The organism is Nocardiopsis sp. CNS-639 (assembly GCF_000381685.1).
GTDB classification, from domain to species: domain Bacteria; phylum Actinomycetota; class Actinomycetes; order Streptosporangiales; family Streptosporangiaceae; genus Nocardiopsis; species Nocardiopsis dassonvillei.
Map to the genome: position 1 here is coordinate 123,508 of NZ_KB906866.1, position 26,201 is coordinate 149,708.

Here is a 26,201-nt window from a genome sequence, read left to right on the forward strand (position 1 = left end):
GCGGCCACGCGAAAGGGGAGCGGAGCACGTGCGGGGCACGTGCTCCGCTCCCCTCGGACGCGAAGGCGGTCAGGTCGGCGGCCACGGCGGGACCGGGGCTCGCGCCCCTCCCCGTCCGGCCGGTCGGGCGGGAGGCTCCCGTTGGCGGGGGGGCCGTCCGCGACCGTCCGCGAAGGCGGCACCTACCGGCCCTTCTTCAGGTCCTCCTTGCCCTGGCGCAGGCGCCCCTTGGCCATCTCGGCGCGACCCTCGTTCTTCATGCGGTCGTTGCCGGTGGCCTTGCCGGTGGTCTCCTTGGCCTTGCCCTTGACCATCTCGGCCTGGCTGCGGCCCTTCTCACTGGCGCTCATGCTCTTCCTCCTTCGGTGGTTCCCGTGGGGAGCGGTGTACTGCTGCGAACCGCCCCTCGCCCGTTCCACTGCCCGAAACAAGAAACCCTAAAATCACCGCAAAGCCCTCGAAAAGCTCCGCACCCGCCGCCACCACCGCTGCTCTGCCCGAACAAGAACCGGGGACGGGCCCGCGAACGCGCGTCGCCGCTTTCGGTCGCGGACAGCCGCGCGGGGCACCTTTCAGCCCCCGCGGCCCCGGGGGCCGCCTCCGGGAGCGGGCCGCGCTCCCGGGCTCCGGGCCCCACCACGGCGCCCCGGGACGGTACCGGTCCGCGGCCCTTCGGGGGAAGGCCCCCGGACCTGGCCCGGGAGGGGAACGGTACCCTCGTCGAGCCAGTCGAACTCCACCTCGTGGGGCAGGGAACCCGGTGCGAATCCGGGGCTGACGCGCAGCGGTGAGGGTGACGGGCGGGCACGCCCCGGGGACGCGGTTCCCCGGGACAGCCACTGGAGCGCACGCTCCGGGAAGGCGCTCCGCACCGGTCGATCCCGAGTCCGAAGACCTGCTGGCGCTGGCGGTGACGGGCCGCCAGGTCAACCGAGGACCCCGCGAACGGGTCCCTGACCAGAAGGACGCGCATGTCCCCGATGGGCTCCCCATCCCCATCCCCATCCCCCACCGTCCGCGCCCGGCGCGACCGCTGCCCGGGCGCCCTGCGGCCCTGGCCCGCCGACGACGGGCTGCTGGTCCGGCTCCGGCTCGTCGGCGGCAGGCTCCCCGTCCGTTCGCTGCGCGCCCTGGCCGCCGTGGCCCAGGAGTACGGCGACGGCCGGATCCACGTCACCGGGCGGGCCAACCTGCAACTGCGCGCCCTGCCCGGAAGCGGGGGGCGGCTGTCCCCCGAGGTGCTCCGGGCCCTGGAGGGCACAGGCCTGCTGCCCTCGCCCTCCCACGAGCTGGTCCGCAACATCATGGTCTCCCCCCGCACGGGGCTCGGGGCCGGAAGGGCGGACCTGCGGCCCGTGGCCGCCGAGCTGGACGGGCTGCTGTGCGCCGAACCGCGCCGCGCCGCCCTTCCCGGCCGCTTCCTCTTCGCCCTGGACGACGGAAGCGGCGACCTGCTGGAGCGCTCCTGCGACCTGGGGGCGGTCGCCCTCGACGCCCGCACCGCCCAGCTCAGGGTCGGGGAGCACTGGGGTCCGCTGACACCGGTGGAGGAGGCCGCGGTCGCGCTCGTGCGCCTCGCCGACCGGTTCCTGGAGCTGCGCGGGGACGGCCCCGACGCCCCCTGGCACGTGGCCGAACTCCCCTCGCCCCTGACCGACCCGGCTCCGCCCGACCCGGGGCTGCCCGAACCCGCGCCGCCGCTGCCGCACGGCCCGCTGCCCGGGATCGGACGACACGTCCCCGTGCCCGAGGAGGGCCTGGACCGGACCGCCGCCGACGCGCTCGCCGCCGAAGCCGTCGAGGCCGGATCCGGCGAACTCGTCGTCACGCCGTGGCGCTCCGTCCTCGTTCCCGGGGAGGCGCGGTGACCTCCCCGAGAAGACCGAACCGGCACTACGAGTACGTCGACGACGGGCCCGCCATCTACGCCGACTCCTTCGCCACCATCCGGCGCGAGGCCCGGCTCGACCACCTGCCCGCCAACGCCGAGCGGCTCGCCGTGCGGATGATCCACGGCACCGGCCAGGTCGACCTCGCCGACGACCTCGTCGTCCACCCCGACCTGGTCCCCGCGGCGCGCGCCGCCCTCCGGGCCGGTGCGCCGATCCTGTGCGACGCGCGCATGGTGGCCTCCGGCGTGACCGCGAGCCGCCTGCCCAGCGACAACGAGGTGCTCTGCCTCCTGGGTGACGAGCGGGTGCCCGGCCTGGCCCGGGAGTGGGGTACCACCCGCACGGCCGCCGCGGTGTCGCTGTGGGAGCCGCTGCTCGACGGCGCCGTGGTCGCCGTCGGCAACGCGCCCACCGCCCTGTTCCACCTTCTGGAGATGCTGATCGACGGCGCTCCGCGCCCCGCCGCGATCGTCGGCTGCCCGGTCGGCTTCATCGGCGCCGCCGAGTCCAAGCAGGCGTTGACCGAGCTGCGCGACCGGCACGGCGTCGACGTCCCCTACGTGACCGCGCGCGGCCGCCGCGGGGGTTCGGCGATGACCTCCTCGGCCCTCAACGCACTCGCCAAGGAGGAGGAATGACCGGCCGTTTCCACGGCGTCGGCGTCGGCCCGGGCGACCCCGAGCTGATCACCCTCAAGGCGGCCAGGCTCATCGCCGCGGCCGACGTCGTCGCCTACCACGCGGGTGTGGGCAAGGAGTCCAACGCCCGCCGCATCGCCGACGCGCTGATTCCGGACGGGGTGGTCGAGGAGCGGTTGACCTATCCGGTGACCACCGGGGCGACCGACCACCCGGGCGGCTACGCGGGAGCGCTGGCCGACTTCTACGAGGAGTCCGCCGCCCGCCTGGCCGCCCACCTGGACGCCGGGCGCGACGTCGTCCTGCTCTCCGAGGGCGATCCGCTGTTCTACGGGTCGTACATGTACATGCACGACCGGCTGTCCGAGCGCTACCCCACCGAGATCGTGCCGGGGGTCCCGGCGTTCGCCGCCGCCACGGCCGCCGCGGCCGCTCCGCTGGCCCGGCAGACCGACGTGCTCACCGTGCTGCCCGGCACCCTGCCCGAACCGGAACTGGCCCGCCGCCTGGCCGACACCGACGCGGCCGTGGTCATGAAACTGGGCCGGACCTTCCCGGCCGTCCGCCGCGCCCTGACCGCGGCCGGGCGGCTGGAACACGCGGTGTACGTGGAGCGGGCCTCGATGGGCGGGGAGCGGCGGCTGCCGGTGGCCGAGGTGGACCCGGCGTCGGTGCCCTACTTCTCCCTGGTGCTGGTGACCGGGGACAGCCGCAACGGGCCGCGCTCCCGCAAGGTCGGCGAGGCCGCGCGGACGCAGGCGGCACAGACAACGCACACGGCGCAGACGACCCAAGCGGGGCCCGGTTCCGCCGGACCGGCGGCGGAACCGGAGTCCGCGACCACCGGACAGGCGGCCGAACTGCTGGTCGTGGGCCTGGGCCCGGGCCCCGAGTGCTGGCTCACCCCCGAGGCGAGCGCGGCGCTGGCCGAGGTGGACCACGTGGTGGGCTACGGCCCCTACGTCAACCGGGTACCGCAGCGCCCCGGGCTCACCCGGCACGCCTCCGGCAACACCGTCGAACTCCAGCGCGCCCGGTTCGCCCTCGATCTGGCCGGGCGCGGCGAACGCGTGGCCGTGGTCTCCGGCGGGGACGCCGGGGTCTTCGGCATGGCCACCGCCGTGTTCGAGGCGGCCGAGGAGCCCGCCTACCGGGACGTGCCCGTCCGGGTGCTGCCGGGGGTCAGCGCCGTCCAGGCGGTCGCGGCCCGCGCGGGCGCCCCCGTGGGCGGCGACTTCGCGGTGATGAGCCTGTCGGACCGCCTCAAGCCGTGGGAGGTGGTCGAGCGGCGTCTGCGCGCCGTCGCCGAGGCCGACCTGGCGCTGGCCGTCTACAACCCCGCCTCCCGGTCCCGGACCGAGCAGATCGTCACCGCGCGCCGGATCCTGCTGGAGCACCGCAAACCCGACACCGTGGTCGTCGTCGGCCGCGACGTGGGCCGCGAAGGCGAGTCCCTGACGGTGACCACCCTGGGCGAACTCGACCCCGCCGCCGTCGACATGCGCTGCCTGCTCATCGTCGGCGCCTCGGGAACCCGGTTCACCGGGGCGGGCCGCGTGTGGACCCCCAGGTGGGTGAAGCCGTGACCGTGCACTTCGTGGGCGCGGGACCCGGCGCCGCCGACCTGCTGACCGTGCGCGCCACGCGCATGCTCGCCGGGGCCGACGTGGTCCTCTACCCCGGCACCTATCTGGACCCGCAGGTCCTGACGCACTGCGCGCCAGGCGCCGAACTGGTGGACACCCAGGGCCTGGACCTGGACCGCATCACCGACCACCTGGTCTCCGCGCACGCGGCGGGCCGCGACGTCGTACGGCTCACCTCCGGCGACCCGTCGCTGTACTCGGCGCTGGCCGAGCAGACCCGCAGGCTCGACGCGCACGGCGTTCCGTGGGACGTCACGCCCGGGGTGCCCGCGTACGCGGCCGCCTCGGCGCTGGCCGGGCGGGAGCTGACCGTGCCGCTGGTGGCCCAGTCGGTGGTGCTGACCCGGACGCGGGCCCGCTCGACCGCCATGCCCGGGACCGAGTCGCTGGCCGCGTTCGCCGCGACCCGGGCCACGCTGGTGCTGCACCTGGCGATCCGGCGGGTGCGCGAGCTGATGGCCGAGATCGAACCCGAGTACGGCGGCGACTGCCCGGTGGTCGTGGTGTACCGGGCCAGCCAGCCGGGCGAGGCGGTGCTGCGCGGCACGGTCTCCACCGTGGCCGACGCGGTGGAGGAGGCCGGGTTCCGGCAGGCGGCGGTGATCCTGGTGGGGTGGGCGCTCGATCCCGGGGCGGGCGGTGAGTCCTACCTCTACGACCCGGCCCGGCCGCGGGCCAGCGGGTAGGGAGGGCTCCGAAGGGGTTCGGGAGGCTCCACGGGCGGGTTCGTGTGGAGGGAGGGGCGTGCGCGGGGGCCGAGGGCTCCCGTGCCTCCGGCGCCCGGGCGCGAAGCGGCGCAGCGGAGGGTCAGGGCAGCACCGCCAGGCACCACTGGGTGACCGTGCGGGCGGGCGTCCAGCCGGTGAACCCGCCGATGGGCGCGGTGGTCTCGACGGCGATCCGGGTCAGCTCGCCCCCGCGGCGCCGGTGGGCGTCGGACCGGCCCGCCCCCGGGTCGTCAGTGTCAGCGGACGAACCGCTTGAGTGCTTCGGTGTCCAGCGTGACGTCGACGCCGGGGATCTGGACGGCCTCACCGTAAGGATGGGTGCTTCGGTCCAGGTACTGGCCGCGGACGGGTCGGCTGTGGACCACGACGGCATCGGCGTCCCGGTCCACCAGCAGGTAGACGCCGATACCGGTCGCCGCATAGGCGGCGGGTTTCTCGACACGGTCGCGGGCATGGGTGTCGGCGTCCCAGGAGGTGACCTCGACGACGGCCAGGACGCCCTCCGGATCGGCCCATTCCCCCGCCTGGTCGAAGTGACCGACCGGAGCGAGGATGCCGTCGGGACGGGCGCGCCCGTTGCGGTAGGTGTCGACCTTGATTCCCAGTCCGCTGGTGATGAGGTCCAGGTCAGGGCGGTGAGCGATGAACTCACGCATCAGCCACGTGAGGATCCCCGCGTGCGCTCCGTCGGTCACCTTGTGGACCCAGACCTTCCCGTTGAACATCTCCATACGAACACGGTCGGCCTCGAACGCCTGTCCGGCGAGGTGCTCGAACAGCTCAGGGCTCATCGGAAGCGCTGGTGTTTCGGGTGGCGGGTGGTGTTCTACGACGGTCATGAAGCCCCCTGGGTGATGTCCGTGATGGTGAGCGACGACGCGGACACGGCCTCTGGCCAGAGTAACGCCGAGGAAGGACGGAAGGCATGCCCGAAGCGGAAATCCGAGGAGCCGAAGTCTCACGGGGTACCGAAAAGCGGGTCGCTCCGTCCCTACGACGCGCCACAACCGCCCCAACCGTGAGCGGCTGGCCTCCCCAGGGTCACTCCGGTCGTTGCCTGGCAGACACGTCCAGGAACCACTGGGTGACCGTGCGGGCGGGCGTCCAGCCGGTGAACCCGCCGATGGGCGCGGTGGTCTCGACGGCGATCCGGGTCAGCTCGCCCCCGTGGCGCCGGTGGGCGTCGGCGAGCAGGTGCTCGGTCTCCAGCGTCACCCCGTGCACCACGATCCGCCCTCCCGGTCGCAGGGCCCCCAGGCAGGCGTCGAGCACGCCCGGCCGGGTCGCGCCGCCGCCGACGAACACCGCGTCGGGCGCGGGCAGCCCGGCCAGCGCGTCCGGCGCGCGGCCGGTGACCACGTCCAGGCCGGGAACACCGAGGCGGCCCGCGTTGCGGCCGATCCGCGCGGCCCGTTCGGGGTGGGCCTCCACCGCCGTGGCGGTGCATGAGGGGTGGGCGCGCATCCACTCGATGCCGACCGACCCCGCGCCAGCCCCCACGTCCCACAGGTGCTGGCCCGGTGAGGGGGCCAGGCGGGCCAGCGCCGAGGCGCGCAGGTCGCGTTTGGTGAGCTGCCCGTCGTGTTCGAAGGCGTCGTCGGGCAGCCCCGCGACCAGGCCGTGGCCGGGCGGGCCCAGGAGTTCCAGGGCCAGCACGTGCAGCGGGGGCACCGTGCCGGGAGGTGACGCGAGCCAGTGGTCGGCGGTGGTCTCCAGGCGCGACTCGGAGTCCGCGCCCAGGTCGCCCAGCACGCTCATCCGGCTGGCGCCGTAGCCCGCGCCGACCAGCAGGGCGGCGACCGCGGCGGGGGTGGAGCCGTCGGAGGAGAGCACCAGGACGCGGTGGCCGGGGGCGAGCTGGCGCAGCAGCAGGCGGGGGTCGCGGCCGACCAGGCCCACCACAGTGCAGCGTTCGGCGGGCCAGCCCATGCGGGCGCGGGCCAGGGCGACCGAGGAGACGGCGGGTTCCACCCGCACGGCGTCCGCGCCCAGCAGGTCGATCAGGGTGGTGGCGATGCCGGACACCAGGGGGTCGCCGGAGGCCAGCGCCACGGTGGAGGGGCCGTCAGGGGAGGCGCTGTCGCTGGAAGCGCCGTCGGTGGCAGCGCTGTCGAGGGAGGCCAGCAGTGGCGGCAGTCCCTCGCGCAGGGGTGAGGGCCAGACCCGGCGGCGCTGCCGGGGCCGGTCGGGGAGCATCGCCAGGTGCCTGCGCCCGCCCAGCACCGTGTCGGCGGCCAGGACGAGCGCGCGCAGCCGCTCGGGCAGGCCGGACCAGCCGTCCGCGCCGATACCGACGACGGTGATCCGGTGCCCGGCGGGTGGGGAGGCCCCGCCCCCCCGCGCAGCGGCATCCGGGCGGTGGTGGGTGACGGAAGGAGGCTCCGCGCCGCAGGCGTCCGTCGAGGGCGCACCACTCCCCCGCGCAGCGGCATCCGGGCGGTGGTGGGTGACGGAAGGAGGCTCCGCGCCGCAGGCGTCCGTTGAGGGTGCACCACTCCCCCGCGCAGCGGCATCCGGGCGGTGGTGGGTGACGGGAGGGCGGCTGTCGTCCTTCATTCCTCGGACGCTATCGTGGCGGCAGGCATGAGGTGCCCCAACGGCCCAGCCATCGGAAACGGTGGGGACGGCCGACGGGGAGAATCTGGGAAGCCCGGTGAGACTCCGGCACAGGCCCGCTGCGGTGAACCGAGCCTTCCGTCCAGGAAGGACCCGGCAAGTCCGAAGACCGGCCTCGCGCCCGTCCCTTACCGATGGCGACATGAGCGGGAGCCTCTACATGCCATTGCGGTCACCGCACTACCCCTTTTCCGCGATCGTCGGCTGCGACGCCGATGAACTCGACGACCTGGGCCTGTCCCTCGTCCTCACCAGCGTCTCGCCGGAGATCGGCGGCGTCCTGGTGCGCGGCGAGAAGGGCACCGCCAAGTCCACCGCGGTCCGGGCCCTGGCCTCCCTCCTGCCGCCCGTCGACGTCTACCAGGGCGACCGGTTCTCCGTGGACCCCGCCGACCCGGCGCAGCACTCCCCCGACGGGCCCTTCGGGTCCGGCACGGCCGTGGAGAGCCGCCCGGTGCGCCTGGTCGAACTGCCCGTCGGCGCCACCGAGGACCGCGTCCTGGGCTCCCTGCACCTGGAACAGGCCCTCACCCACGGCAGGGTCGCCTACGAACCCGGCCTGCTGGCCCGGGCCCACCGCGGCATCCTCTACGTCGACGAGGTCAACCTCCTGCACGACCACCTGGTCGACCTGCTCCTGGACGCCGCCGCGACCGGCCGGGTCACCGTGGAGCGCGACGGGTTCTCCGTGGAGCACGCGGCCCGGTTCCTGCTCATCGGCACCATGAACCCCGAGGAGGGCGAGCTGCGCCCGCAGCTCCTGGACCGGTTCGGACTCACCGTCGAGGTCGCCGCGCCGTCCGAGCCCGCGGTCCGCGCCGAGGTGGTGCGCAGGCGCATGTCCCACGACGCCGACCCCGCCGCCTTCGCCGGGCGCTACCACGAGGCCGAGAAGGCGCTGGCCGAACGCATCGCGGCGGCCCGGGAGGCACTGGGCCGGGTGCGCCTGTCCGAGGCCGCGCTGCTGAAGATCGCCGAGGTGTGCGCCGCCTACGACGTGGACGGCCTGCGCGCCGACATCGTGACCGCGCGCACGGCGATGGCGCACGCGGCCTGGTCGGGCCGGACCTCGGTCACCCGGGCCGACATCCGCCGCGCCGCCACGCTCGCCCTGCCGCACAGGCGCCGACGCAACCCCTTCGACGCGCCCGGACTCGACGAGGAACTCCTGGACCGGATCCTGGGCGACGAGGAACCGCCGCCCGACCCCCCGGAGCCGCCGGGCCCGCGGGGGACCGACGACGACGGTTCCGAAACCCCGTCGGACACACAGGACCCACAGGACCCCTCCGACAACGCCAGTCCCCCGGACAACGCCGGGGAGGCCGAGACCTCCGACGGCGAACAGCCCGACCCGGAGCGCTCCCCCGCCTCCGCCGAGCACGCGCCCGAGGACGCCGAGGGCGACTCCCCCGAACCCCGCCCCTCCGGCGCCTCCCCGACCACCGCCGGGGCCGCCGCCCCCTACCGGACCCGGCTGCTCACCGTGCGGGGCTCCGGCGAGGGCGCCGACGGCAGGCGCAGCCGGGCCGTCGGCACGCGGGGCCGCCGGATCGGCGCCGCCGAGCCCGGCCGGGGCGCGGGCAGCGCGGTCCACCTGGTGGAGACCGTGCGGGCCGCCGCGCTGCGGCCCCAGAACGGCGGCCGACTGCGGCTGCGCCCCCGCGACCTGCGCGTCGCGGTCCGCGAGGGTCAGGAGACCAACCTGGTGCTGTTCTGCGTGGACGCCTCCGGCTCCATGGCGGCGCGCAGGCGTATGACCGAGGTCAAGACCGCGATCCTGTCCCTGCTCCTGGACGCCTACCGGCGCCGCGACAAGGTCGGCCTGGTCACCTTCCGGGGGCGCGGGGCCGAACTCACGCTGCCGCCGACCCGTTCGGTGGACGTGGCCGCGGCCCGTCTCGACGACCTGCCCGCCGGGGGGCGCACCCCGCTGGCCGAGGGCCTGGAGGAGGCGGCCCGCGTCCTGCGCCGCGAGCGGCTGCGGGACCCGAGGCTGCGCCCGCTCCTGGTCGTGGTCACCGACGGCCGGGCCACCGGCGGCAAGGGGGCGGTGGGCCGCGCGATGGCCGCCGCCGACCACGTCGCCGGACTGGGCGTGACCACCGTCGTGGTGGACGGGGAGTCCGGGCCGCTGCGCCTGGGCCTGGCCGCCTCCCTGGCCGCCCGCCTGGGCGCCGACCACATGCCCGTCAGCGAGGTCAGCGCCGACGCGCTGGGCACCGCCGTACGAGAGAGGGCCGCCTGATGCCCAAGGGACAGCCGCTCGTCGTCCCCGACGACGGGCTCACCACGCGCCAGCGCCGCAACCAGCCCGTGTTCGCCGTGCACACCGGTGACGGCAAGGGCAAGTCGACCGCCGCGTTCGGCCTCGCGCTGCGCGGCTGGAACCAGGGCTGGCGGATCGGGGTGTTCCAGTTCGTCAAGTCGGCGAAGTGGCGCATCGGCGAGCAGACCGTGCTGGAACGCCTGGGTGAGCTGCACGAGCAGACCGGCGAGGGCGGTCCGGTCGAGTGGCACAAGATGGGTTCGGGCTGGTCGTGGAGCCGTCGCAAGGGCGACGCCGAGGACCACGCGGCGGACGCCGCCGAGGGCTGGGCGGAGATCAGGCGAAGGCTCCACGACCAGACGCACGACCTGCTCATCCTGGACGAGTTCACCTACCCGCTCAACTGGGGCTGGGTCGACGTCGAGGACGTCCTGGCCGCCCTGCGGGACCGCCCCGGCCGCCAGCACGTGGTGATCACCGGCCGCCGCGCCGACCCGCGGCTGCTGGAGGCCGCCGACCTGGTCACCGAGATGACCAAGGTCAAGCACCCCATGGACGCCGGGCGCAAGGGGCAGCGGGGCATCGAGTGGTGACCTCCCGGGGCACCTCGGAGGGTTCGCGAAGCCGGACGGCAGGGCACGCGAAGGCCGCCGAGGAGTACGCGGGAACCGGAGAAGCGGGGGTCCCGGCACCCGCCGGGAAGCGCGGGGGCTGGACGACGGGGTTCCCGAAGCCCGCCGGGCCGACGCCGTCGGCCCGGCCGACGGGGCTGCTCCGGCCGACGGGGCTGCTCCGGCCGACACCGCGTGCACGGCCGACGGCGCTGCCCCGGCTGATGATCGCCGCGCCCATGACCGGGCAGGGCAAGACCACGGTCGCGACCGGGCTGATGGCGGCGCTGCGCGACGCCGGGTACGCGGTGAGCGGCCACAAGGTGGGCCCCGACTACATCGATCCCGGCTACCACGCCCTGGCCACCGGGCGTCCGGGCCGCAACCTCGACCCGCACCTGGTCGGCGTGGAGCGGGTGGCACCGCTGCTGCTGCACGGGGCGCACGGCGCGGACGTCGCCGTCATCGAGGGTGTGATGGGCCTGCACGACGGGCGGCTGGGCACGGACGGGTTCGCCTCGTCCGCGCACGTCGCGGCCCTGACGCGTACACCGGTGGTGCTGGTGGTGGACGTGTCGCGGATGTCGCGTTCGGTGGGCGCGCTGGTGGCGGGGATGGCCGCCTACGACCCGGCGGTCGAGGTGGTCGGGGTGATCCTCAACCAGGCGGGTTCGGTGCGCAACGTCGCCGAGATCACCCGGGCCACGCACCTGCCCGTCCTCGGCGTGGTCCACCGCGACGAGCGGCTCGCCAGCCCGTCCCGGCACCTGGGACTGGTTCCGGCGTCGGAGCGGGCGGAGTCGGCGCGCGTGGTCGAACGGCTCGGGGAGCACGTCGCGCGCCAGGTGGACCTGGACGCGCTGCTCGCGGTGGCCCGCTCAGCGCCCGCGCTGGACGCCGGCCCCTGGGATCCGGCACGGGCACTGGGAACACCCGTTCCGGGGTCCCCGCCCGAGGGCCCGGCACGGGCGCGGGAGAGATCGGTTCCCGGTACTCCGCTCGGAGGTCGGACACGGGCATGGGAAAACTCGGGTCCCGGCGCCCCGCTCGAAGACCCGGCGCGAACGCGGAAGGAGTCCCAGGATCCCCAGGCAGCCCACACGGACCGCGAGCCCCACACGGTTCGTGCCCCCGGAGATCCCGGTGAGCGCCACACAGCCCACACCGACCACGGACCCCACAAACCCCCCGCGTCCCGGCGGCCGGTGGTCGCGGTGGCGGGCGGCCGGGCCTTCACCTTCCGCTACGCCGAGACCGAGGAACTGCTCACCGCCGCCGGGTGCGAGGTCGTCGCGTTCGATCCGCTGGGCGACACCGCGCTGCCCCCGGGCACCCGGGGCGTCTACCTCGGCGGCGGCTTCCCCGAGGTCTACGCCGGTGAGCTCGCCGCCAACCGCGGCCTGCTGACCCAGCTGCGCGAGGCGGTGCGGGACGGGGTGCCGACCGTCGCCGAGTGCGCGGGTCTGCTCTACCTGGCCGAGTCTCTGGACGGCGAGCCCATGGCCGGGGCCGTCCCCGCGCGCGCCCGGATGACGGGGCGGCTCACCCTGCGCTACCCCGAGGCGGTCTCACCGGGGGACACCCTGGTGACCCGGGCCGGAGAGCGGGTCACCGGGCACGAGTTCCACCGCACCGCCCTGACCCCCGGTGCCTGCGGCGACCTCCCGGCGTGGGAGATCGAGGGAGCGCCGGAGGGTTTCGCCTCACCGACGCTGCACGCCTCCTACCTGCACGTCCACTGGGCCGGGCACCCCCGGCTCGCCGCCCGCTTCGCGGACGCCGTGCGCTCCTAGCCCCCGTTCCGCTCCCCGACGGGCCGTCCCTCCTGACGGCCCGCGCCGGACCCGCCTTCGCCGCCTTTCCGGTCAGGCCGTGTGCGACCGCGGGCCGGAAGCCCGCCGCCCGGTTCCGGCGTGTGCGGTCGGGGACCGGCTCCGGGTGAACAGACGCGACGGCCGCTCTCTCGGCAGCCGGGAGGGCCGCCCCGTCACCGCTGGGTCAGGCCGCCCTCACTCCCACGCGGCCCGGGCGGCCCTCATCGCGGGCGACACGTAGCCGGTGCCGATGCGGACGCCGTCGAGCCACTCGGTCAGGCGCGCCGCCTCCTCCCCCAGGGCCCGCCGCGTCGCCGTCGACACCGGTTCGAGCAGGTGCACCCGCACCGCGCCGGAGCCGTCCTGCACCCACGTCCCGACCACGCGGCCGTCCGCCCAGGCGGTCGTGCCCGCGTTGCCGCGGTTGTCGAAGAGCTGCTGGCGGTGGGGGCCCAGGTAGAAGTCCCGGCCGCGCCAGCCCATGACGGTCGGGTCGAGCACCGGCAGCAGGGCGACCCACGGGCCCGGGTCGGCCGTCCGGCCGAGGTCGTCGGGCAGGAGCCAGCCGGTGGCACCGCCGTCGAGGGAGACCATGACGGCGCCGAGTTCGGCCAGCGCCGTGCGCACCGCCGTCTTGGTGGACCCCAGCCACCAGACGATGTCGTCCTCGGTCCCCGGTCCGAAACTGTGCAGCCAGAGGCGGACGAGCTCCCGGTAGCCCTCGGCGGCGCTCCACGGGGCGGGAACGCCGTCGAGCCAGTGCCCGGTCAGGGTCCAGCGCGGCTGCGAGACCGCGAAGCGGCCGGTGTTGGCGCCGCGCACGATGTCGGCGGCTGCGCCGAGGAGGGTGAGCACCCGCGGCGCCGACCACACCTCACCCGCCGACCCCGTCACCCTCACGTCGATCCCCGGCACCGCCCGGCGCACGTCGGCGGCCACCAGTCCCTCGGGTTCGTCGGCGAGCAGGGCCAGGACCTCGGCCCGGGCCCGGTCGAGCCAGGCGTCGCCGTCGTCGGCGATCCCCTCCCTGACCAGGTCCTTGCGCATGCGGGCGCGCTCCGCGGCGGCGACGCGCGCGGAGGCGCTCGGCCACACCGCGGGCAGCAGTTCGCGCGGGAACACGAAGAGCGTGCGCCGCATCGCCAGCTGCTTCACCAGCCGCCGGTCCTCGTAGAGCGCCCTGTCGAGGTCGGCCACGGTCAGCGAGGGCACGCGCGCCCGGCACGACAGGTAGACGGTGGCCGGTTCGGTGGCGTGCAGCGCGGTCACCGCCCGCGTGGCCGCCTCCGGGGAGTCCGCGTGGAAACCCGCCGCCAGGGCGTGCCGAACGCCGATGCGGGCGCGCCGTTCGTCGTCACTCACGTGGTGCATCGGCTCATCGTGCCACACCGTTCGGACATTTCGATACGCGCCAGTTCCGGAACTATTCCGTTCCTGAACTACTCTGTTCCGGAACTGACGTGTATCGTTCCGACCAGCGGTGGGACGAGGAGGAGACCGCCATGACAAGAGACAGCGACACCCGCGCCCCCGCCGCGCCCGGCGGCGGTCCCGCGCGCCCCGGCCGCAGGCGGGACCGCTCCCGTGACGGCGCCATCCTCGACGCGACGCTGGATGTCCTGGCCGAAGCCGGGTTCGCCCGGCTGACGATGGACGCCGTCGCGGCCCGGGCCGGAGCCGGGAAGGCCACGCTCTACCGCCGCTGGCCCTCCAAGACGGAACTGGTGGTCGACGCGGTGGCGCGCATGAAGCGCGAGCAGGTCGACACCGGGAGCCTGCCCGACACCGGCGACCTCCGGGAGGACCTGCTCGGCCTGTTCCGGCCCCAGTCGGCACGGGAGGGCGAGCGCAGGCTCCGGATCATGGCGGGACTGGCCTCGATGCTCGTCCAGGACGAGGCGTCCGCCGACGCCGTCAGCGCCGCGATCGTCCAGCCCTGGGCCGAGGCCCACCGCTTCCTCATGCGGCGCGCCGTCGAGCGCGGGGAGGCCTCGGCCGCGGCCGACGTCGACACCCTCTCGCAGGTGGTCGCGTCGATGGCCGCCTACCGCGCGCTCGTCCAGCGCAGGCCCTTCGACCGGGACTTCCTCGTGTCGCTGGTGGACGGCGTCCTGATGCCCGCACTGCGCGGCCCCCGGGCCGAGACCCCCTCAGCGGAACCGGAACGCACGTCCTGACCAGCCGGACACGGGAGCCGTGCGCGTCCGCGCGTCCCGAGCGTCACCTTTCCCGGGTTCGACGGTGTCCGGGTTCTCATGGCGGTACCGACCCCGGTCATCACCCGGAGTCCACGCGTCGAGCCCCTCGGGGAGCACACGTGTCCTGCACGAAGCGTTGGCCTAGAATGTGCGCTGGAGGAGCCCACCATGACCGTTGCGGACCACCACCCACCGCCCACCCACCCATCCGTCACCGTCCAACAGTTCGAGCCCATCGCCCTGGCTGCCGAGCGCGAGGACGTCAAACTCGAATACGTCAACGGAAAGATCTGGGCCGAAGGCGTGACCGACGGGGACCACAACAGCATCCTGACGTGGCTGTTCCGCCAGTTCATGGCACACCGGCCCGACCTGGACCTCACACAGGGCCAAGGCCTGAAGGTCGACACCTACCGCAACGGACGCGCCCGCCCCGACGGCATCCTGACACCGGTCGGCTACTTCGACGGCCAAGGCGAATGGGCCGAGCCCGACGGGGTTCTCGCCGTCATCGAGGTGACCTCCTGGGACGCCGACACGCACGCCCGCGACCGGGTCGAGAAGCCCGCTGCCTACGCCGCCACCGAAATCCCCGCCTACCTGTTGGTCGACCGTGACGTGAACGCCGTGGTGGTGCACTCCCGTCCCGAACACGGTGAGTACCAGGACCGGTCAAGGCACGTCTACGGCGACAGGGTCGAAATCCCCGGCACCGGGATCATCCTGGACACCGACGAGCTGAAGAGCCGGTTCGCCCGCTGACGCGGCCCGCGCGCACCGGTAGCGACGGCCGCGACCGTCCCACGTTCTTCTCTCACCCCAGGGCGGTCACCCAGGCGAACGCCGCGGCCACGTCGTGGACGGTGGGCACGCCGGTCGGACCCGGCGGGCGCCGCACCACCACGACCGGAACGCCCAGCAGCCCGGCCGCCTCCATCTTGGGCCGGGTGTAGGCGCCGCCGGAGTCCTTGGTGACCAGCACGTCCGCGCGGTGCCCGCCCATCAGGTCCAGTTCGCCGTCGAGGGTGTACGGCCCCCGGCTGGTCAGCAGGGACCACGTGCCGGGCAGCGCGAGTTCGGGGACGTCCACCACCCGGGCCAGGACCGCCCGCCCCTCCAGCCTCGGCACGAAGCGGGCGAGTTCCTGGCGGCCCACCGTGAGGAAGGGCCGCTCCCCGAGCTCCGCGGCCCGCTCCGCCGCCTCCTCGTGGGTGGCGGCGTACCGCCAGGCCGGGTCGGGGTCCCAGCCCGGCCGCTCCAGCCGCAGCAGGGGAAGGTCCGTGCAGGCGGCCGCCGCGTTGGCGGTCATGCCCAGGGCGAAGGGGTGGGTGGCGTCCACCACCGCGTCGTAGGAGGCCAGCGCCGCGCGCAGGCCCGGCACTCCCCCGAAGCCGCCGATCCGGACCCGGCCCACCGGCAGGCGGGGCCGGGCCACCCGCCCGGCCAGCGACGTGGTCACGTCCACGCCCGCGTCGACCAGGAGGGCGGCCAGCTCACGGGCCTCGGACGTTCCCCCCAGAAGCAGCAGCCTCACCGGGACACCTCCGCTCCGGGCCCGCGCCGCGGACGTGCGGCGGGCGGGGCTCCCGGGGCCAGCACGGGCAGACCCGCCGGGGCGCCCTCACGGGCCAGGGCCAGCAGGGCGTCCACGTCCAGGTGCTCCTCCGCCAGGTCGGCGAGCAGGTCCAGGCGCCGCTCCCGGGCGGCGGCGAAGCGCACCCCGGAGGGCGCGCAGCCCAGCGCCTCGGCCAGGAAGGCGGCGCGGAAGGCGTCGCCCTCCAGGCTGCCGTGCCACATGGTGCCGAAGACGTTGCCCGCGCGGGCGCCGCCCGGGAACCCCTCCGCGCCGCCGCCGACCGTGACCCGACCGTGGTGGATCTCGTAGCCGTGCGCGGGCGCCCCGAGCGCCTCCCCCGAGGGCAGGCGCAGGGTCTTGTCCGCGGTGAAGTCGGTCCGGGCGTCCAGCAGCCCGAGGCCGTCCGCGCGCGCCCCGGGTTCGGCCTCGACCCCGTCGGCGTCGGTGACGGTGCGGCCGAGCATCTGGAACCCGCCGCAGATCCCCAGCAGCGGCCGACCGCGCCGGGCGTGCTCGACGATCGCCCGATCGAGCCCGCGCGAGCGCAGCCAGGCCAGGTCGGCCAGGGTGGAGCGCGTGCCGGGCAGGACGACCAGGTCGGCGTCGGCCACGTCGCGCGGGCCGGAGGCGAAGACGACGTCCAGGCCCGGTTCCAGCCCGAGGGCGTCCACGTCGGTGAAGTTGCTGATCCGGGGCAGGCGCACCACGGCCACCCTCAGCCCCGCTCCCCCGCGCGTGCGGCGGCCCTCCAGGTCCAGGGCGTCCTCGGAGTCCAGCCACAGCCCCGGGTCCCACGGCAGGGTGCCGTAGACCCGGCGGCCGGTGAGCCGCTGGAGGTCCTCCAGACCGGGCCGCAGCAGTCCGGGGTCCCCGCGGAACTTGTTGACCACGAAGCCCGCGACCAGCTCCTGGTCGGCGGGCTCCAGCAGACCCACCGTGCCGTACATCGCGGCGAAGACGCCGCCCCGGTCGATGTCGCCGACCACCACCACGGGCAGGCCCGCGTGCCGGGCCAGGCCCATGTTGACGTAGTCGCCCGCCCGCAGGTTGATCTCGGCTGGGCTGCCCGCGCCCTCGGCGACGACGACGTCGTGGCGGGACGCGAGGTCGTCGTAGGCGGCGTGCGCGGCCTCGGCCAGGTGGCGGCGGCCCGTCTCCCAGTCGGCCGAGGAGACGTCCCCGGCGGGGTGGCCGAGCAGGACGGCGTGGCTGCGCCGGTCGGTGCCCGGTTTGAGGAGCACGGGGTTCATGGCGGGCTCGGGCACGGCGCGGGCCGCCAGGGCCTGCACCCACTGGGCGCGGCCGATCTCCGCCGGGCGGCCGTCGGGGCCGTGGCAGACCATGGAGTTGTTGGACATGTTCTGCGCCTTGTAGGGGGCGACCCGCGCGCCGCGGCGCGCGAAGGCCCGGCACAGGGCGGTGGTGACCACGCTCTTGCCCGCGTCGGAGGTGGTCCCGGCGACCAGGAGCCCTCCTCCGGGGCCCACCGGGGCCTGCGGCCCGCCGCCACCCTCGACGGACGCGCTCCGCACGCGGCCCTCCCCTCCTCGTCGCCCGCCCTCGTCCGACGGGGCCGCTCCGCGCGGGGACGGGCCACCACCCCCGACCGGAGCCCCCGGCCCGGTTCCGTTCACTTCGGCCTCCTCAGCAGCGCGACGTCCATCACCCAGCCCGCCCGCGCCCTGGCCCGCCTGCGGCGCGCGGCGATGTCGAGCTGCGCCGCGCCGACCCGCCCGGCGACCAGCTCCTCGGTGTCGGTGCCCAGGTTGGCGCCCCACCAGACCGTCCAGTCCCTCAACTCCCCGAACGCCAGCTCGCCCCCGAGCACGGCCTCGCCCCCGAGCATGACCACGATGTTGTCCTGCCCCGCCGCCACCGCCTCGCCCAAGCGGCGCGCGGGGGTCACGTGCACCGGACGGCCCACCTCGTGCAGCACGATCCGGTGCCGCGCGGCCAGGAGCTGGGGGGCGCTGACGCCGGGGAGCACGTCGTACTCCACCGCGACGGCCCCCCGCTCGGCGATCCGTTCCACGATCCGCAGCGTGGAGTCGTACAGCCCCGGGTCGCCCCAGACCAGGAACGCCGCGGTGCCGCCGCGTTCGCCCAGCACCCGCTCGTAGGCGGCGACCCGCGCCTCGTGCCAGGCGGCCACCGCGGCCGCGTAGTCCGCCGGGTCGTCGCGGTCGCGTTCGGGGTCGGACACCGCGACCAGCGGCACGCCGTGCGCCTCGCACACGGCCCGGCGCAGGGCCAGCAGCCCGTCGTCCCCGCGTTTGCGGGCGGCCACCGCGTAGTCGCAGCCGCGCAGCGCGTCGGCGACCTCCGGGGTGACGTGCCGCGCCCCCATGCCGATGCCCAGGATGCGCACCCTCACTCGGACCGGTCCTCCAGGTCTCCCTCGACCTCCAGGTAGACCTCCTGGAGGGCCTCCAGCGTCGCCGGGTCCGGCTCGGCCCACAGACCGCGCCGTGCGGCCTCGTGCAGCCGCTCGACGATACCGTGCAGCGCCCACGGGTTGGAGCGGCGCAGGAACTCCTGGGTGTCGGCGTCGAGCACGTACTCGGCGGCGAGCCTGTCGTACATCCAGTCGTGCACCACACCGGCCGTGGCGTCGAAGCCGAAGAGGTAGTCGACCGTGGCGGCCAGCTCGAAGGCGCCCTTGTAGCCGTGGCGGCGCATGGCCGAGATCCAGCGCGGGTTGACCACCCGGGCCCGGAACACGCGGGCGGTCTCCTCGGCCAGGGTGCGGGTGCGCACCGCGTCGGGCGAGGTGGAGTCGCCGACGTAGGCCTTGGGGTCGGCGCCGGTGAGGGCGCGGACGGTGGCGATCATGCCGCCGTGGTACTGGAAGTAGTCGTCGGAGTCGGCGATGTCGTGCTCGGCGCTGTCCACGTTCTTGGCCGCGACCTTGATCCGGCGGTAGTTGGCGCGCATGTCGTCGGCCGCCGCCACGCCGTCCAGGCCCCGCCCGTAGGCGAAACCCCCCCAGGCCGTGTAGACCTCCGCCAGGTCGCGGTCGTCGCGCCAGGTGCCCGACTCCACCACCTGGAGGATGCCCGCGCCGTAGGAGCCGGGCGCGGAGCCGAAGATCCGGGTGGTGGCGCGGCGCCGGTCGCCGTGCTCGGCCAGGTCGGCGCGGGTGTGGGCGCGCACGAAGTTGCTCTCCTCGGGCTCGTCCAGGTCGGCCACCAGGTTCACGGCGTCGTCCAGCATGGCGACCACGTGCGGGAAGGCGTCGCGGAAGAAGCCGGAGATGCGCACCGTGACGTCCACGCGCGGGCGGCCCAGCTCCTCCAGCGGCACCACGTCCAGCCGCGAGACCCGCCGCGAGGCCTCGTCCCACTCCGGGCGCACGCCCAGCAGCGCCAGCACCTCGGCCACGTCGTCGCCGGAGGTGCGCATCGCCGACGTGCCCCACACCGACAGGCCCACCGACTCGGGGTAGGTCCCGGTGTCCTCCAGGTGGCGGCGCAGCAGGGACTCGGCCATCGCCTGCCCGGTCTGCCAGGCCAGCCGGGAGGGGACGGCGCGGGGGTCGACGGTGTAGAAGTTGCGGCCGGTCGGCAGCACGTTGACCAGGCCGCGCAGCGGGGAGCCGGAGGGGCCCGCCGGGACGAAACCGCCCGCCAGGGCGTGGACGACGTGGTCGAGTTCGTCGGTGGTGCGGGCCAGGCGCGGCGCCACCTGCGCGGCGGCGAACTCCAGGACGGAGCGCACCCCGGGGTCGTCGTGCAGGCCGGAGGCGGCGGCCGGGTCCCAGTCGGCGGCCTCCATCCGCTCGACGAGTCCGCGGGCCAGGGCTTCGACCTGGTCGACCTCGGCGGCGGGCGCGTCCTCCTTCAGGCCCAGCGCCGAACGCAGACCGGGCACCGCGGCGCCCACCCCTCCCCACACCTGGGCGGCGCGCAGAACCGCGAGGACCAGGTTCACCCGGGCCTCGCCCTCGGGCGCCTCGCCGAGCACGTGCAGGCCGTCGCGGATCTGCGCGTCCTTGATCTCGCACAGCCAGCCGTCCACGTGGAGCAGGAAGTCGTCGAACTCCTCGTCGTCGGGCCGCTCCTCCAGTCCGAGGTCGCGGTGCATCTCGGCCGCGCGCATCAACGACCAGATCTCGCCGCGCACCGCGGGCAGCTTGGCCGGGTCCATGGCCGCGATGTTGGCGTGCTCGTCGAGCAGCTGCTCCAGGCGGGCGATGTCCCCGTAGGACTCGGCGCGGGCCATCGGCGGGATGAGGTGGTCCACGACCGTGGCGTGGGCGCGGCGTTTGGCCTGGGCGCCCTCGCCCGGGTCGTTGACCAGGAACGGGTAGACGAGCGGCAGGTCGCCGAGCGCCGCGTCGGTGGCGCAGGCGGCCGAGAGCGCGGCGTTCTTGCCGGGCAGCCACTCCAGCGAGCCGTGCTTGCCCAGGTGGACGACGGCGTGGGCGCCGAAGCCGTGCTCCAGCCACCGGTAGGCGGCCAGGTAGTGGTGGCTGGGAGGCAGGTCGGGGTCGTGGTAGATGGCGATCGGGTTCTCACCGAAGCCGCGCGGGGGCTGGACCAGGACGACGACGTTGCCCGCGCGCATCGCGGCCAGGACCAGTTCGCCCGCGTCGTTGACGTAGAGGTTGCCGGGCGCGGCGCCCCAGGCCTCGGCCATCGCCTCCCGCAGCGGGGCGGGCAGGCCCTCGGTCCAGGCGGCGTACTCCTCCGGGGTGATGCGCACCTGGGCGTCGGTCAGCTGCACGGAGGTCAGCCAGTCCTCGTCCTGGCCGCCCGCCGCGATCAGGGCGTGGATCAGCGCGTCCCCGGCCTCGGTCTCGTCGGGCAGGTCCAGGCCGGGCAGGGCGCCGGGCTCTCCCAGGTCGTAGCCCTCGGCGCGCATCCGGCGCAGCAGGCGCACCAGCGAACGGGGCGTGTCGAGCCCGACGGCGTTGCCGATGCGGGAATGCTTGGTGGGGTAGGCGGACAGGACCACCGCCACGCGCTTGTCGGCGGTGGGCACGTGCCGCAGTCGGGCGTGGGCGACCGCGATCCCGGCCAGGCGGGCGCAGCGCTCGGGGTCGGCGACGTAGCGGGGCAGGCCGTCGCGGTCGATCTCCTTGAAGGAGAAGGGGACGGTGATGATGCGGCCGTCGAACTCGGGGATGGCGATCTGGCTCGCCGAGTCCAGCGGGGTGACGCCGTCGTCGGAGGCCTCCCAGTCGGCGCGCGGGCTCGTCAGGCACAGCCCCTGGAGGACGGGAACGTCCAGGGCCGCCATCCGCTCCACGTCCCACGCCTCGTCGTCGCCGCCCGCGCTCGCGGACGCGGGCACGCTGCCGCCGGCCGCCAGGACGGTGACCACCAGGGCGTCGAAGCCGCCGAGCGCCTCGTACAGCTCGTCGGGCGCCGAGCGCAGCGATCCGGCGAACACGGGCACGCCCACGGCCTGCCCGGTGGCGTCGACGGCGTCGGCCAGGGCGTGCGCGAAGGCGGTGTTGCCGCCCGCCTCGTGCGCCCGGTAGTAGAGGATGCCCACCTTCGGCAGGTTCCCGTCGGAGGAGGGCCCCGCCGTCGGGGACCGGTCGCCGGAGGCGGCGGCGGACGACGCGGGCGCGGAGCCGCGCGGACGGTCTCGCTCGGCCAGACCCCACAGCGGGACGGGCGCGGGGGCCTCGAACCCCTCGCCGGTCAGCAGCACGGTGTCGGACAGGAAGGCGTGCAGGCGCGCGAGGTTGGCCGGGCCGCCCTCGGCCAGGTAGCGGTGGGCGTCGGCCGCCAGGCCGATCGGGACGGTGGAGTGCTCCATGAGTTCGGCGCTGGGCTGCTGCTCGCCGCCCAGGACGACCAGCGGCGTGCCCCGTTCCCGGACGGCGGCCAGGCCCGGCCACAGGTCGTGCGGGGAGCCGAGCAGCCGCACCACCACCAGGTCGGCGCCCTCGACGACGCCGGTGAGTTCGGCGTCGGAGGCGCGGGAGGGGTTGGCCCACGCGTACGCGCGGTCGCTGGCCCGCGCGGAGAGCAGATCGGTGTCGGAGGTGGACAGCAGTGCGATCCGTACCGTCATGGCCGGATTCCTCCTTCGGGGTTGGCTCCCCATCGTCGGTCGGACCGCTCGGGTCCGGGGGTCGTCCGCGCCTTGGCGGCGGGGGCGTCACTGTGGCGCGGCGGCTCGGAGCCGCGGCGCAGGAAGCGGATCACCGGGTGTCCGGGTCCGGGTTCGACCTCGGCCCGGACCCCGTAGACCTCCTCGATGAGGGCGGGGGTCAGGACCTGCGGGGGCGTGCCCTCGGCGACGACGCGCCCGCCGCACAGCACCAGCAGCCGGTCGCAGTACATCGCGGCCAGGTTGAGGTCGTGCAGGGCGATGACGGTGGTGACCGGCAGGCCCGCGACCAGTTCCATGAGGTCGAGCTGGTACTGGATGTCGAGGTGGTTGGTCGGCTCGTCCAGCAACAGCTCGCTCGGTTCCTGGGCCAGGGCTCGGGCGATCTGGGCGCGCTGGCGCTCACCGCCGGAGAGCGTGTGCCAGGACCGGTCGGCGGTACCGGTCAGGCCGGTGCGCCCCAGAGCCGCCGCGACGGCGTCCGCGTCGGCCGCGGACATGGGCGTCCAGGCGCGGCGGTGGGGGACGCGCCCCAGGGCCACCACGTCGCGGACGGTCAGCTCGGTCTGGGTGTGCGCGTTCTGTTCGACGGCGGCCACGCGCCGCGCCACCGCCCGGCGCGCGGTCCGGTCGAGCGGCGTCCCGTCGAGGGCGACCACGCCCGCGGAGGGTGACAGGACACCGGAGAGCAGCCGCAGCAGCGTGGACTTGCCCGAACCGTTGGGGCCGAGCAGGCCGACGGTCTCGCCGGGGCGCGGAGCCAGGGTGACACCGTCCAGGACGAGCCCTCCGCCGATCAGGCGGCTCACCCGTTCGGCGTGCAGGCCGGTCCCGGCGGGCGCGCCGCGCCGCGCCCGGTCCCCTCCTTCGGGCCGTCGGTCGTCGGTCGGGGGCGCCTGGCGCACGGGCGGGCCGCTCCCGCCGAGCTCCTGCGGCGCGGCGTCCTTCCCCGGCGCCGTCGCGGAGGACGCACCGTCGCGGCCGCGCGCCACCGCCTGGTCGGATGGGGTCACGTGTGCCTCCTGGCGCGGTAGAGCACGGCGACGAAGGCGGGCACCCCGATGAGGGAGGTCACCACCCCCACCGGGATCTCCTGGGGGTCCAGCGCGGTGCGGGCGACCGTGTCCACCCACACCAGGAAGACGGCGCCCGCCAGCGCGGTGACCGGCAGGAGCCTGGCGTGGGCCGCGCCGGTGAGCGCGCGGGCCGCGTGCGGCAGGACCAGCCCCACGAAGCCGATCGCCCCGGCCGAACTGACCAGCGCGGCGGTGAGCAGCGCGGTGGCGCACAGCAGCACCATGCGGGCGCGGGCCACCCGCACGCCCAGGTTCGCCGCGGCCTCCTCACCGAAGGCGAACGCGTCCAGGGTGGTGGTGTGCGCCAGGCACACGGCGAGCACACCGGCCAGCACCACCGCGCACAGCACCACGTCGTCCCACCCGGCACCGCTGAGGGAGCCCAGCAGCCAGAACAGCACCCCGCGCGTGGTCTCGGCGTCGGCCGAGGTCAGCACGATGAACGAGGTCAGCGCCGAGAACAGCTGCATGGCCGCCACCCCGGACAGCACCACGCGGTCCATGCTCGCGCCCAGGGTGTGCGAGAGCAGCACCACCAGCCCGAAGGAGACCAGCGCGCCGACGAAGGCGCCCGCCGACAGCGACACCACCGCGCCGCCCCAGCCCAGCACCAGCACCGCGACCGCCCCGGTGGAGGCCCCCGAGGACACCCCGAGCACGAAGGGGTCCGCCAGCGGATTGCGCAGCAGGGACTGCATGACCGCCCCGCACAGCGCCAGCCCCGCCCCGCACACCGCGGCGAGCAGGGTGCGGGGCATGCGCAGGTCCCACACGATGCCCTCGCGCAGCGGCGACAGGCCGCTCTCGCCGAACCCCAGCCGCGCGGCGACCGACCTCCAGACCTCGGCCGTGGTGATGTCGGCGGGGCCGATGGTCACCGCGACCGAGACCGACACGGCCAGGAGCACCAGTCCACCGCAGGAGAGCAGCGCCAGACGCGCACCGCTCACCGGCCGAGCCCGAGGCCGCGCAGACCCTCGGCGACCTGCTCGATCCCCTCGACCGTGCGGATCGAGGGGTTCATGGCCTGGCCGCTGAGCAGGACGTAGCGCTCCTCGCGCACGGCGGTGAGGTTGCCCGTGGCGGGGTGGGACTCCAGGAACGCGATCTTGGCGTCGGCGGACTCCGCGGTCTGGGAGTCGCGGGTCAGGTCGCCGAGGACGATGACGTCGGGGTCGCGGTCGGCCACGGTCTCCCAGTTGATCTGGGGCCACTCGTCGTGGGTGTCGTCGAAGGCGTTGCGCGCGCCGACCGCGCGGGTGATGGCGCCGGGGGCGCCGCAGCAGCCCGCGAGGTAGGGCGACTGGGAGTTGGCGAACCAGTACATGAGGGAGACGCCGGAGGCGTCCAGGTCCGCGGTGGCCGCCGCCACCCGCCCCTCCAGCTCGGCGATCAGCTCCTCCCCGCGCTCCTCGACCCCGAACAGCAGGGCCAGGTCGCGGATCTCGCCGTACACGGCGTCGAGGGTGAGCGGTTCGCTGCGCGAGCCGTCTCCCCCGCTGTCGTTGTCCTTGCCGGTGGCGCAGTCGGTCGGGGAGACGTAGGTGGGCACGCCCAGTTCCTCGAACTGCTCGCGGGTGGCGACACCGCCCGTGCCGAGCGTGGAGACGAAGGAGGCCGTCACGAAGTCCGGTTCGGCGTCCAGGACCACCTCGAAGGAGGGGGCGTTGTCGGCCAGGCGGGGAATGCCCCCGTTGGCCTCCTCCAACCCCTCCATGATCGGATCGGTCCAGGTGGCGGTGCCGACGAGGCGGTCCGCCAGCCCCAGGGAGAGCAGGATCTCGGTGCTGCCCTGGTTGAGGGAGACGACCCGCTCGGGCGGGGCGTCGACGCTCACCCGGTGTCCGCAGTTGTCGACCGTGCGGGCGCCGTCGGCGTCGGCGGCCTCCGTGCCCCCGCTCCCCCCTTCCGGGGACGGGGCGCAGGCGGTGAGCAGCAGGACGGAGGCGAGCAGGAGGGGAAGGGGGCGCGGGGCGCGACGCAGCATGGGCATGCCTTGGATGTCGGGGCTCGAACGCGGAGCCTGGCACGGGACGCCTCCGCGCACTCGACGCGGAGGGGCCAGCAGGTCTTCGGACTCGGGTTCGCCCGGACGGGATGCCTTCCCAGGTCGGTGCCGCCTCGACTCCGTGGTCGCCGCGGCCTCCGCCCCAGTGGCGTGAGTACCCCGCCCGTCCCCCTCACCGCTGCGCGTCAGTTCCGGATTCGCACCGGATTCCCTGACCACGTACGTGGTACGACTGGCCCCGGCAGACTATCAAGGCCCCCTCGGCCCCTCGCGGCCGGAAGGCGCACAGGGGCCGCGCCCGCGCCACCGCTCCGGTGCCCGCCCCGGTCAGCGCGACTCCGGGGAGCCGGTGGAGCGCTGGGGCCGCACCCTCGCTCCGGCCGACACCGACGCGGGCGCCCCGGAACGCCGGGTGGCGGGCCCGGCCGCGCGGGCCGCGGCCGGCGGACACGGCCGCGCGGGCCGCGGCCGGCGGACACGGCGGCGCGGACCACGCGGCGGAGCCGGGACCGGCGCACACACCGGGAGTACGATCGTGACCGGCCGCACACGGCCCCGCACCACCGCGCACCACCAGCATCCGGCAGAGAGGGGTCCTGGAACATGACCACGACGACGTTCGACCCGCGCGCGCTGCTCGCCCAGAGCAAGCTCGGCGTCCTGGCCACCATCAAGGCCGACGGCCGCCCCCAGCTCTCCCCCGTCCAGCCCTTCTACGACGCCGAGACCGACCTGCTGCACGTCTCCATGACCGAGGGCCGGGCCAAGACCGCCAACCTGCGCCGCGACCCGCGCGCCACACTCCAGGTCACCAGCGCCGACGGCTGGGCGTGGGCCACCGCCGAGGGCGTGGCCACCCTCACCGGGCCGGGCACCGACCCGCACGGCCCCGAGGTCGAGTCACTGGTGGACTACTACCGCCTCGCCGCCGGGGAGCACCCCGACTGGGAGGAGTACCGGTCGGTCATGGTCTCCGACCGCAGGGTGCTCATGACCATGCCCGTCGACCACGTGTACGGCGAGAAGATCCGCTGACAACACGGACGGGGCGGTCCGGCCGACC

21 protein-coding genes, 1 pseudogene and 3 riboswitches are annotated in these 26,201 nt (G+C 75.2%); of the genes and pseudogenes, 10 read left to right on the forward strand and 12 right to left on the reverse strand.

What is annotated here, in order from left to right; translation table 11 throughout:
- Nucleotides 1–182 precede the first annotated feature (182 nt).
- Nucleotides 183–350, reverse strand: a complete 168-nt coding sequence (locus tag G011_RS30775; protein WP_019609986.1) for a CsbD family protein — start codon at nt 348–350, stop codon at nt 183–185.
- A gap of 359 nt (nt 351–709) precedes the next feature.
- Nucleotides 710–918: riboswitch (cobalamin riboswitch) on the forward strand.
- 53 nt (nt 919–971) lie between these two features.
- Between G011_RS30775 and G011_RS0119630 the strand changes: the two genes are divergently transcribed.
- Genes G011_RS0119630 through cobM form a run of 4 tightly spaced genes read left to right on the forward strand, consistent with a single transcriptional unit; the run spans nt 972 to nt 4,862 of the window.
- Nucleotides 972–1,868, forward strand: coding sequence for a nitrite reductase (locus G011_RS0119630; protein ID WP_019609987.1), 897 nt, complete (start codon nt 972–974; stop codon nt 1,866–1,868).
- Entirely contained in the window at nt 1,865–2,530 is a 666-nt protein-coding gene (locus G011_RS0119635; RefSeq protein ID WP_019609988.1) for a precorrin-8X methylmutase, read from the forward strand. Before G011_RS0119630 ends, G011_RS0119635 begins: the two co-directional genes overlap by 4 nt.
- Nucleotides 2,527–4,116, forward strand: a complete 1,590-nt coding sequence (locus G011_RS0119640) for a precorrin-2 C(20)-methyltransferase (RefSeq protein ID WP_019609989.1) — start codon at nt 2,527–2,529, stop codon at nt 4,114–4,116. The genes G011_RS0119635 and G011_RS0119640 overlap by 4 nt, the downstream gene beginning before the upstream one ends.
- Nucleotides 4,101–4,862: a precorrin-4 C(11)-methyltransferase gene (gene cobM / locus G011_RS0119645; protein WP_026338461.1), complete on the forward strand. Its 762-nt coding sequence runs from the start codon at nt 4,101–4,103 to the stop codon at nt 4,860–4,862. The genes G011_RS0119640 and cobM overlap by 16 nt, the downstream gene beginning before the upstream one ends.
- A gap of 121 nt (nt 4,863–4,983) precedes the next feature.
- Here the strand turns inward: cobM and G011_RS33020 are convergent.
- From G011_RS33020 to cbiE, 3 genes and pseudogenes are all read right to left on the reverse strand, one after another.
- Nucleotides 4,984–5,115 (reverse strand): annotated as a pseudogene (locus tag G011_RS33020) (cobalamin biosynthesis bifunctional protein CbiET); the annotation flags it as partial.
- Between the two features lie 25 nt (nt 5,116–5,140).
- On the reverse strand, nt 5,141–5,743 hold the full coding sequence (locus tag G011_RS0119650) for a Uma2 family endonuclease (RefSeq protein ID WP_026338462.1): 603 nt from the start codon (nt 5,741–5,743) through the stop codon (nt 5,141–5,143).
- Between the two features lie 202 nt (nt 5,744–5,945).
- Nucleotides 5,946–7,460, reverse strand: coding sequence for a precorrin-6y C5,15-methyltransferase (decarboxylating) subunit CbiE (cbiE, locus tag G011_RS0119655; protein WP_231391533.1), 1,515 nt, complete (start codon nt 7,458–7,460; stop codon nt 5,946–5,948).
- A gap of 48 nt (nt 7,461–7,508) precedes the next feature.
- Nucleotides 7,509–7,653: riboswitch (cobalamin riboswitch) on the forward strand.
- 33 nt (nt 7,654–7,686) lie between these two features.
- Here cbiE and G011_RS0119660 point away from each other — a divergent pair.
- From G011_RS0119660 to G011_RS0119670, 3 genes are all read left to right on the forward strand, one after another.
- Nucleotides 7,687–9,768 (forward strand): VWA domain-containing protein, encoded by a 2,082-nt coding sequence (locus G011_RS0119660; RefSeq protein WP_019609993.1) that lies wholly within the window; start codon nt 7,687–7,689, stop codon nt 9,766–9,768.
- A complete protein-coding gene (gene cobO, locus G011_RS0119665) occupies nt 9,768–10,382 on the forward strand; it encodes a cob(I)yrinic acid a,c-diamide adenosyltransferase (protein ID WP_019609994.1) in 615 nt (204 codons plus the stop codon). The genes G011_RS0119660 and cobO overlap by 1 nt, the downstream gene beginning before the upstream one ends.
- 242 nt (nt 10,383–10,624) lie before the next feature.
- Nucleotides 10,625–12,193, forward strand: a complete 1,569-nt coding sequence (locus tag G011_RS0119670) for a cobyrinate a,c-diamide synthase (RefSeq protein ID WP_019609995.1) — start codon at nt 10,625–10,627, stop codon at nt 12,191–12,193.
- A 216-nt stretch (nt 12,194–12,409) separates the two neighbouring features.
- On the opposite strand, the gene G011_RS0119675 is transcribed toward G011_RS0119670, so the two are convergent.
- Nucleotides 12,410–13,585 carry a winged helix DNA-binding domain-containing protein gene (locus tag G011_RS0119675; protein ID WP_019609996.1) on the reverse strand — a complete coding sequence of 392 codons (1,176 nt, stop codon included), beginning with the start codon at nt 13,583–13,585 and terminating at the stop codon, nt 12,410–12,412.
- Between the two features lie 131 nt (nt 13,586–13,716).
- Here G011_RS0119675 and G011_RS0119680 point away from each other — a divergent pair, with 131 nt between their 5' ends.
- Nucleotides 13,717–14,391 carry a TetR/AcrR family transcriptional regulator gene (locus G011_RS0119680; RefSeq protein WP_036552853.1) on the forward strand — a complete coding sequence of 225 codons (675 nt, stop codon included), beginning with the start codon at nt 13,717–13,719 and terminating at the stop codon, nt 14,389–14,391.
- A gap of 189 nt (nt 14,392–14,580) precedes the next feature.
- Complete coding sequence (locus G011_RS0119685; protein WP_013152651.1) at nt 14,581–15,174, forward strand: Uma2 family endonuclease; 594 nt, start codon at nt 14,581–14,583, stop codon at nt 15,172–15,174.
- Nucleotides 15,175–15,226: 52 nt separating this feature from the next.
- Here G011_RS0119685 and G011_RS0119690 read toward each other — a convergent pair whose 3' ends face one another.
- The 7 genes from G011_RS0119690 to G011_RS0119720 all read right to left on the reverse strand — a co-directional run bounded on the left by G011_RS0119690 (nt 15,227) and on the right by G011_RS0119720 (nt 25,117).
- Entirely contained in the window at nt 15,227–15,946 is a 720-nt protein-coding gene (locus G011_RS0119690; protein ID WP_019609998.1) for a cobalt-precorrin-6A reductase, read from the reverse strand.
- Complete coding sequence (locus G011_RS0119695; RefSeq protein ID WP_019609999.1) at nt 15,943–17,520, reverse strand: cobyric acid synthase; 1,578 nt, start codon at nt 17,518–17,520, stop codon at nt 15,943–15,945. Before G011_RS0119695 ends, G011_RS0119690 begins: the two co-directional genes overlap by 4 nt.
- 98 nt (nt 17,521–17,618) lie before the next feature.
- Nucleotides 17,619–18,362, reverse strand: a complete 744-nt coding sequence (gene cobF, locus G011_RS0119700; RefSeq protein ID WP_019610000.1) for a precorrin-6A synthase (deacetylating) — start codon at nt 18,360–18,362, stop codon at nt 17,619–17,621.
- Nucleotides 18,359–22,015 carry a cobaltochelatase subunit CobN gene (gene cobN, locus G011_RS0119705; RefSeq protein WP_019610001.1) on the reverse strand — a complete coding sequence of 1,219 codons (3,657 nt, stop codon included), beginning with the start codon at nt 22,013–22,015 and terminating at the stop codon, nt 18,359–18,361. Before cobN ends, cobF begins: the two co-directional genes overlap by 4 nt.
- The gene (locus tag G011_RS30045; protein ID WP_019610002.1) at nt 22,012–23,067 is read right to left on the reverse strand and encodes an ABC transporter ATP-binding protein; all 1,056 of its coding nucleotides are present in this window, start codon (nt 23,065–23,067) and stop codon (nt 22,012–22,014) included. The genes cobN and G011_RS30045 overlap by 4 nt, the downstream gene beginning before the upstream one ends.
- The gene (locus G011_RS0119715) at nt 23,064–24,080 is read right to left on the reverse strand and encodes an iron ABC transporter permease (RefSeq protein WP_019610003.1); all 1,017 of its coding nucleotides are present in this window, start codon (nt 24,078–24,080) and stop codon (nt 23,064–23,066) included. The genes G011_RS30045 and G011_RS0119715 overlap by 4 nt, the downstream gene beginning before the upstream one ends.
- Nucleotides 24,077–25,117 carry an ABC transporter substrate-binding protein gene (locus tag G011_RS0119720; protein WP_026338463.1) on the reverse strand — a complete coding sequence of 347 codons (1,041 nt, stop codon included), beginning with the start codon at nt 25,115–25,117 and terminating at the stop codon, nt 24,077–24,079. Before G011_RS0119720 ends, G011_RS0119715 begins: the two co-directional genes overlap by 4 nt.
- 58 nt (nt 25,118–25,175) lie before the next feature.
- Nucleotides 25,176–25,390: riboswitch (cobalamin riboswitch) on the reverse strand.
- A 351-nt stretch (nt 25,391–25,741) separates the two neighbouring features.
- Between G011_RS0119720 and G011_RS0119725 the strand changes: the two genes are divergently transcribed.
- Nucleotides 25,742–26,173, forward strand: a complete 432-nt coding sequence (locus G011_RS0119725) for a PPOX class F420-dependent oxidoreductase (RefSeq protein WP_019610005.1) — start codon at nt 25,742–25,744, stop codon at nt 26,171–26,173.
- Nucleotides 26,174–26,201 lie beyond the last annotated feature (28 nt).

Excerpts from the sequence above, each read along its gene's own strand:
- G011_RS30775 (WP_019609986.1), bottom strand. The coding sequence starts at position 350 with ATGAGCGCCAGTGAGAAGGGCCGCAGCCAGGCCGAGATGGTCAAGGGC.
- G011_RS0119630 (WP_019609987.1), top strand. The coding sequence starts at position 972 with ATGTCCCCGATGGGCTCCCCATCCCCATCCCCATCCCCCACCGTCCGC.
- G011_RS0119640 (WP_019609989.1), top strand. The coding sequence starts at position 2,527 with ATGACCGGCCGTTTCCACGGCGTCGGCGTCGGCCCGGGCGACCCCGAG.
- G011_RS0119650 (WP_026338462.1), bottom strand. The coding sequence starts at position 5,743 with ATGACCGTCGTAGAACACCACCCGCCACCCGAAACACCAGCGCTTCCG.
- cbiE (WP_231391533.1), bottom strand. The coding sequence starts at position 7,460 with ATGAAGGACGACAGCCGCCCTCCCGTCACCCACCACCGCCCGGATGCC.
- cobO (WP_019609994.1), top strand. The coding sequence starts at position 9,768 with ATGCCCAAGGGACAGCCGCTCGTCGTCCCCGACGACGGGCTCACCACG.
- G011_RS0119670 (WP_019609995.1), top strand. The coding sequence starts at position 10,625 with ATGATCGCCGCGCCCATGACCGGGCAGGGCAAGACCACGGTCGCGACC.
- G011_RS0119675 (WP_019609996.1), bottom strand. The coding sequence starts at position 13,585 with ATGCACCACGTGAGTGACGACGAACGGCGCGCCCGCATCGGCGTTCGG.
- G011_RS0119680 (WP_036552853.1), top strand. The coding sequence starts at position 13,717 with ATGACAAGAGACAGCGACACCCGCGCCCCCGCCGCGCCCGGCGGCGGT.
- G011_RS0119685 (WP_013152651.1), top strand. The coding sequence starts at position 14,581 with ATGACCGTTGCGGACCACCACCCACCGCCCACCCACCCATCCGTCACC.
- cobN (WP_019610001.1), bottom strand. The coding sequence starts at position 22,015 with ATGACGGTACGGATCGCACTGCTGTCCACCTCCGACACCGATCTGCTC.
- G011_RS0119720 (WP_026338463.1), bottom strand. The coding sequence starts at position 25,117 with ATGCTGCGTCGCGCCCCGCGCCCCCTTCCCCTCCTGCTCGCCTCCGTC.
- G011_RS0119725 (WP_019610005.1), top strand. The coding sequence starts at position 25,742 with ATGACCACGACGACGTTCGACCCGCGCGCGCTGCTCGCCCAGAGCAAG.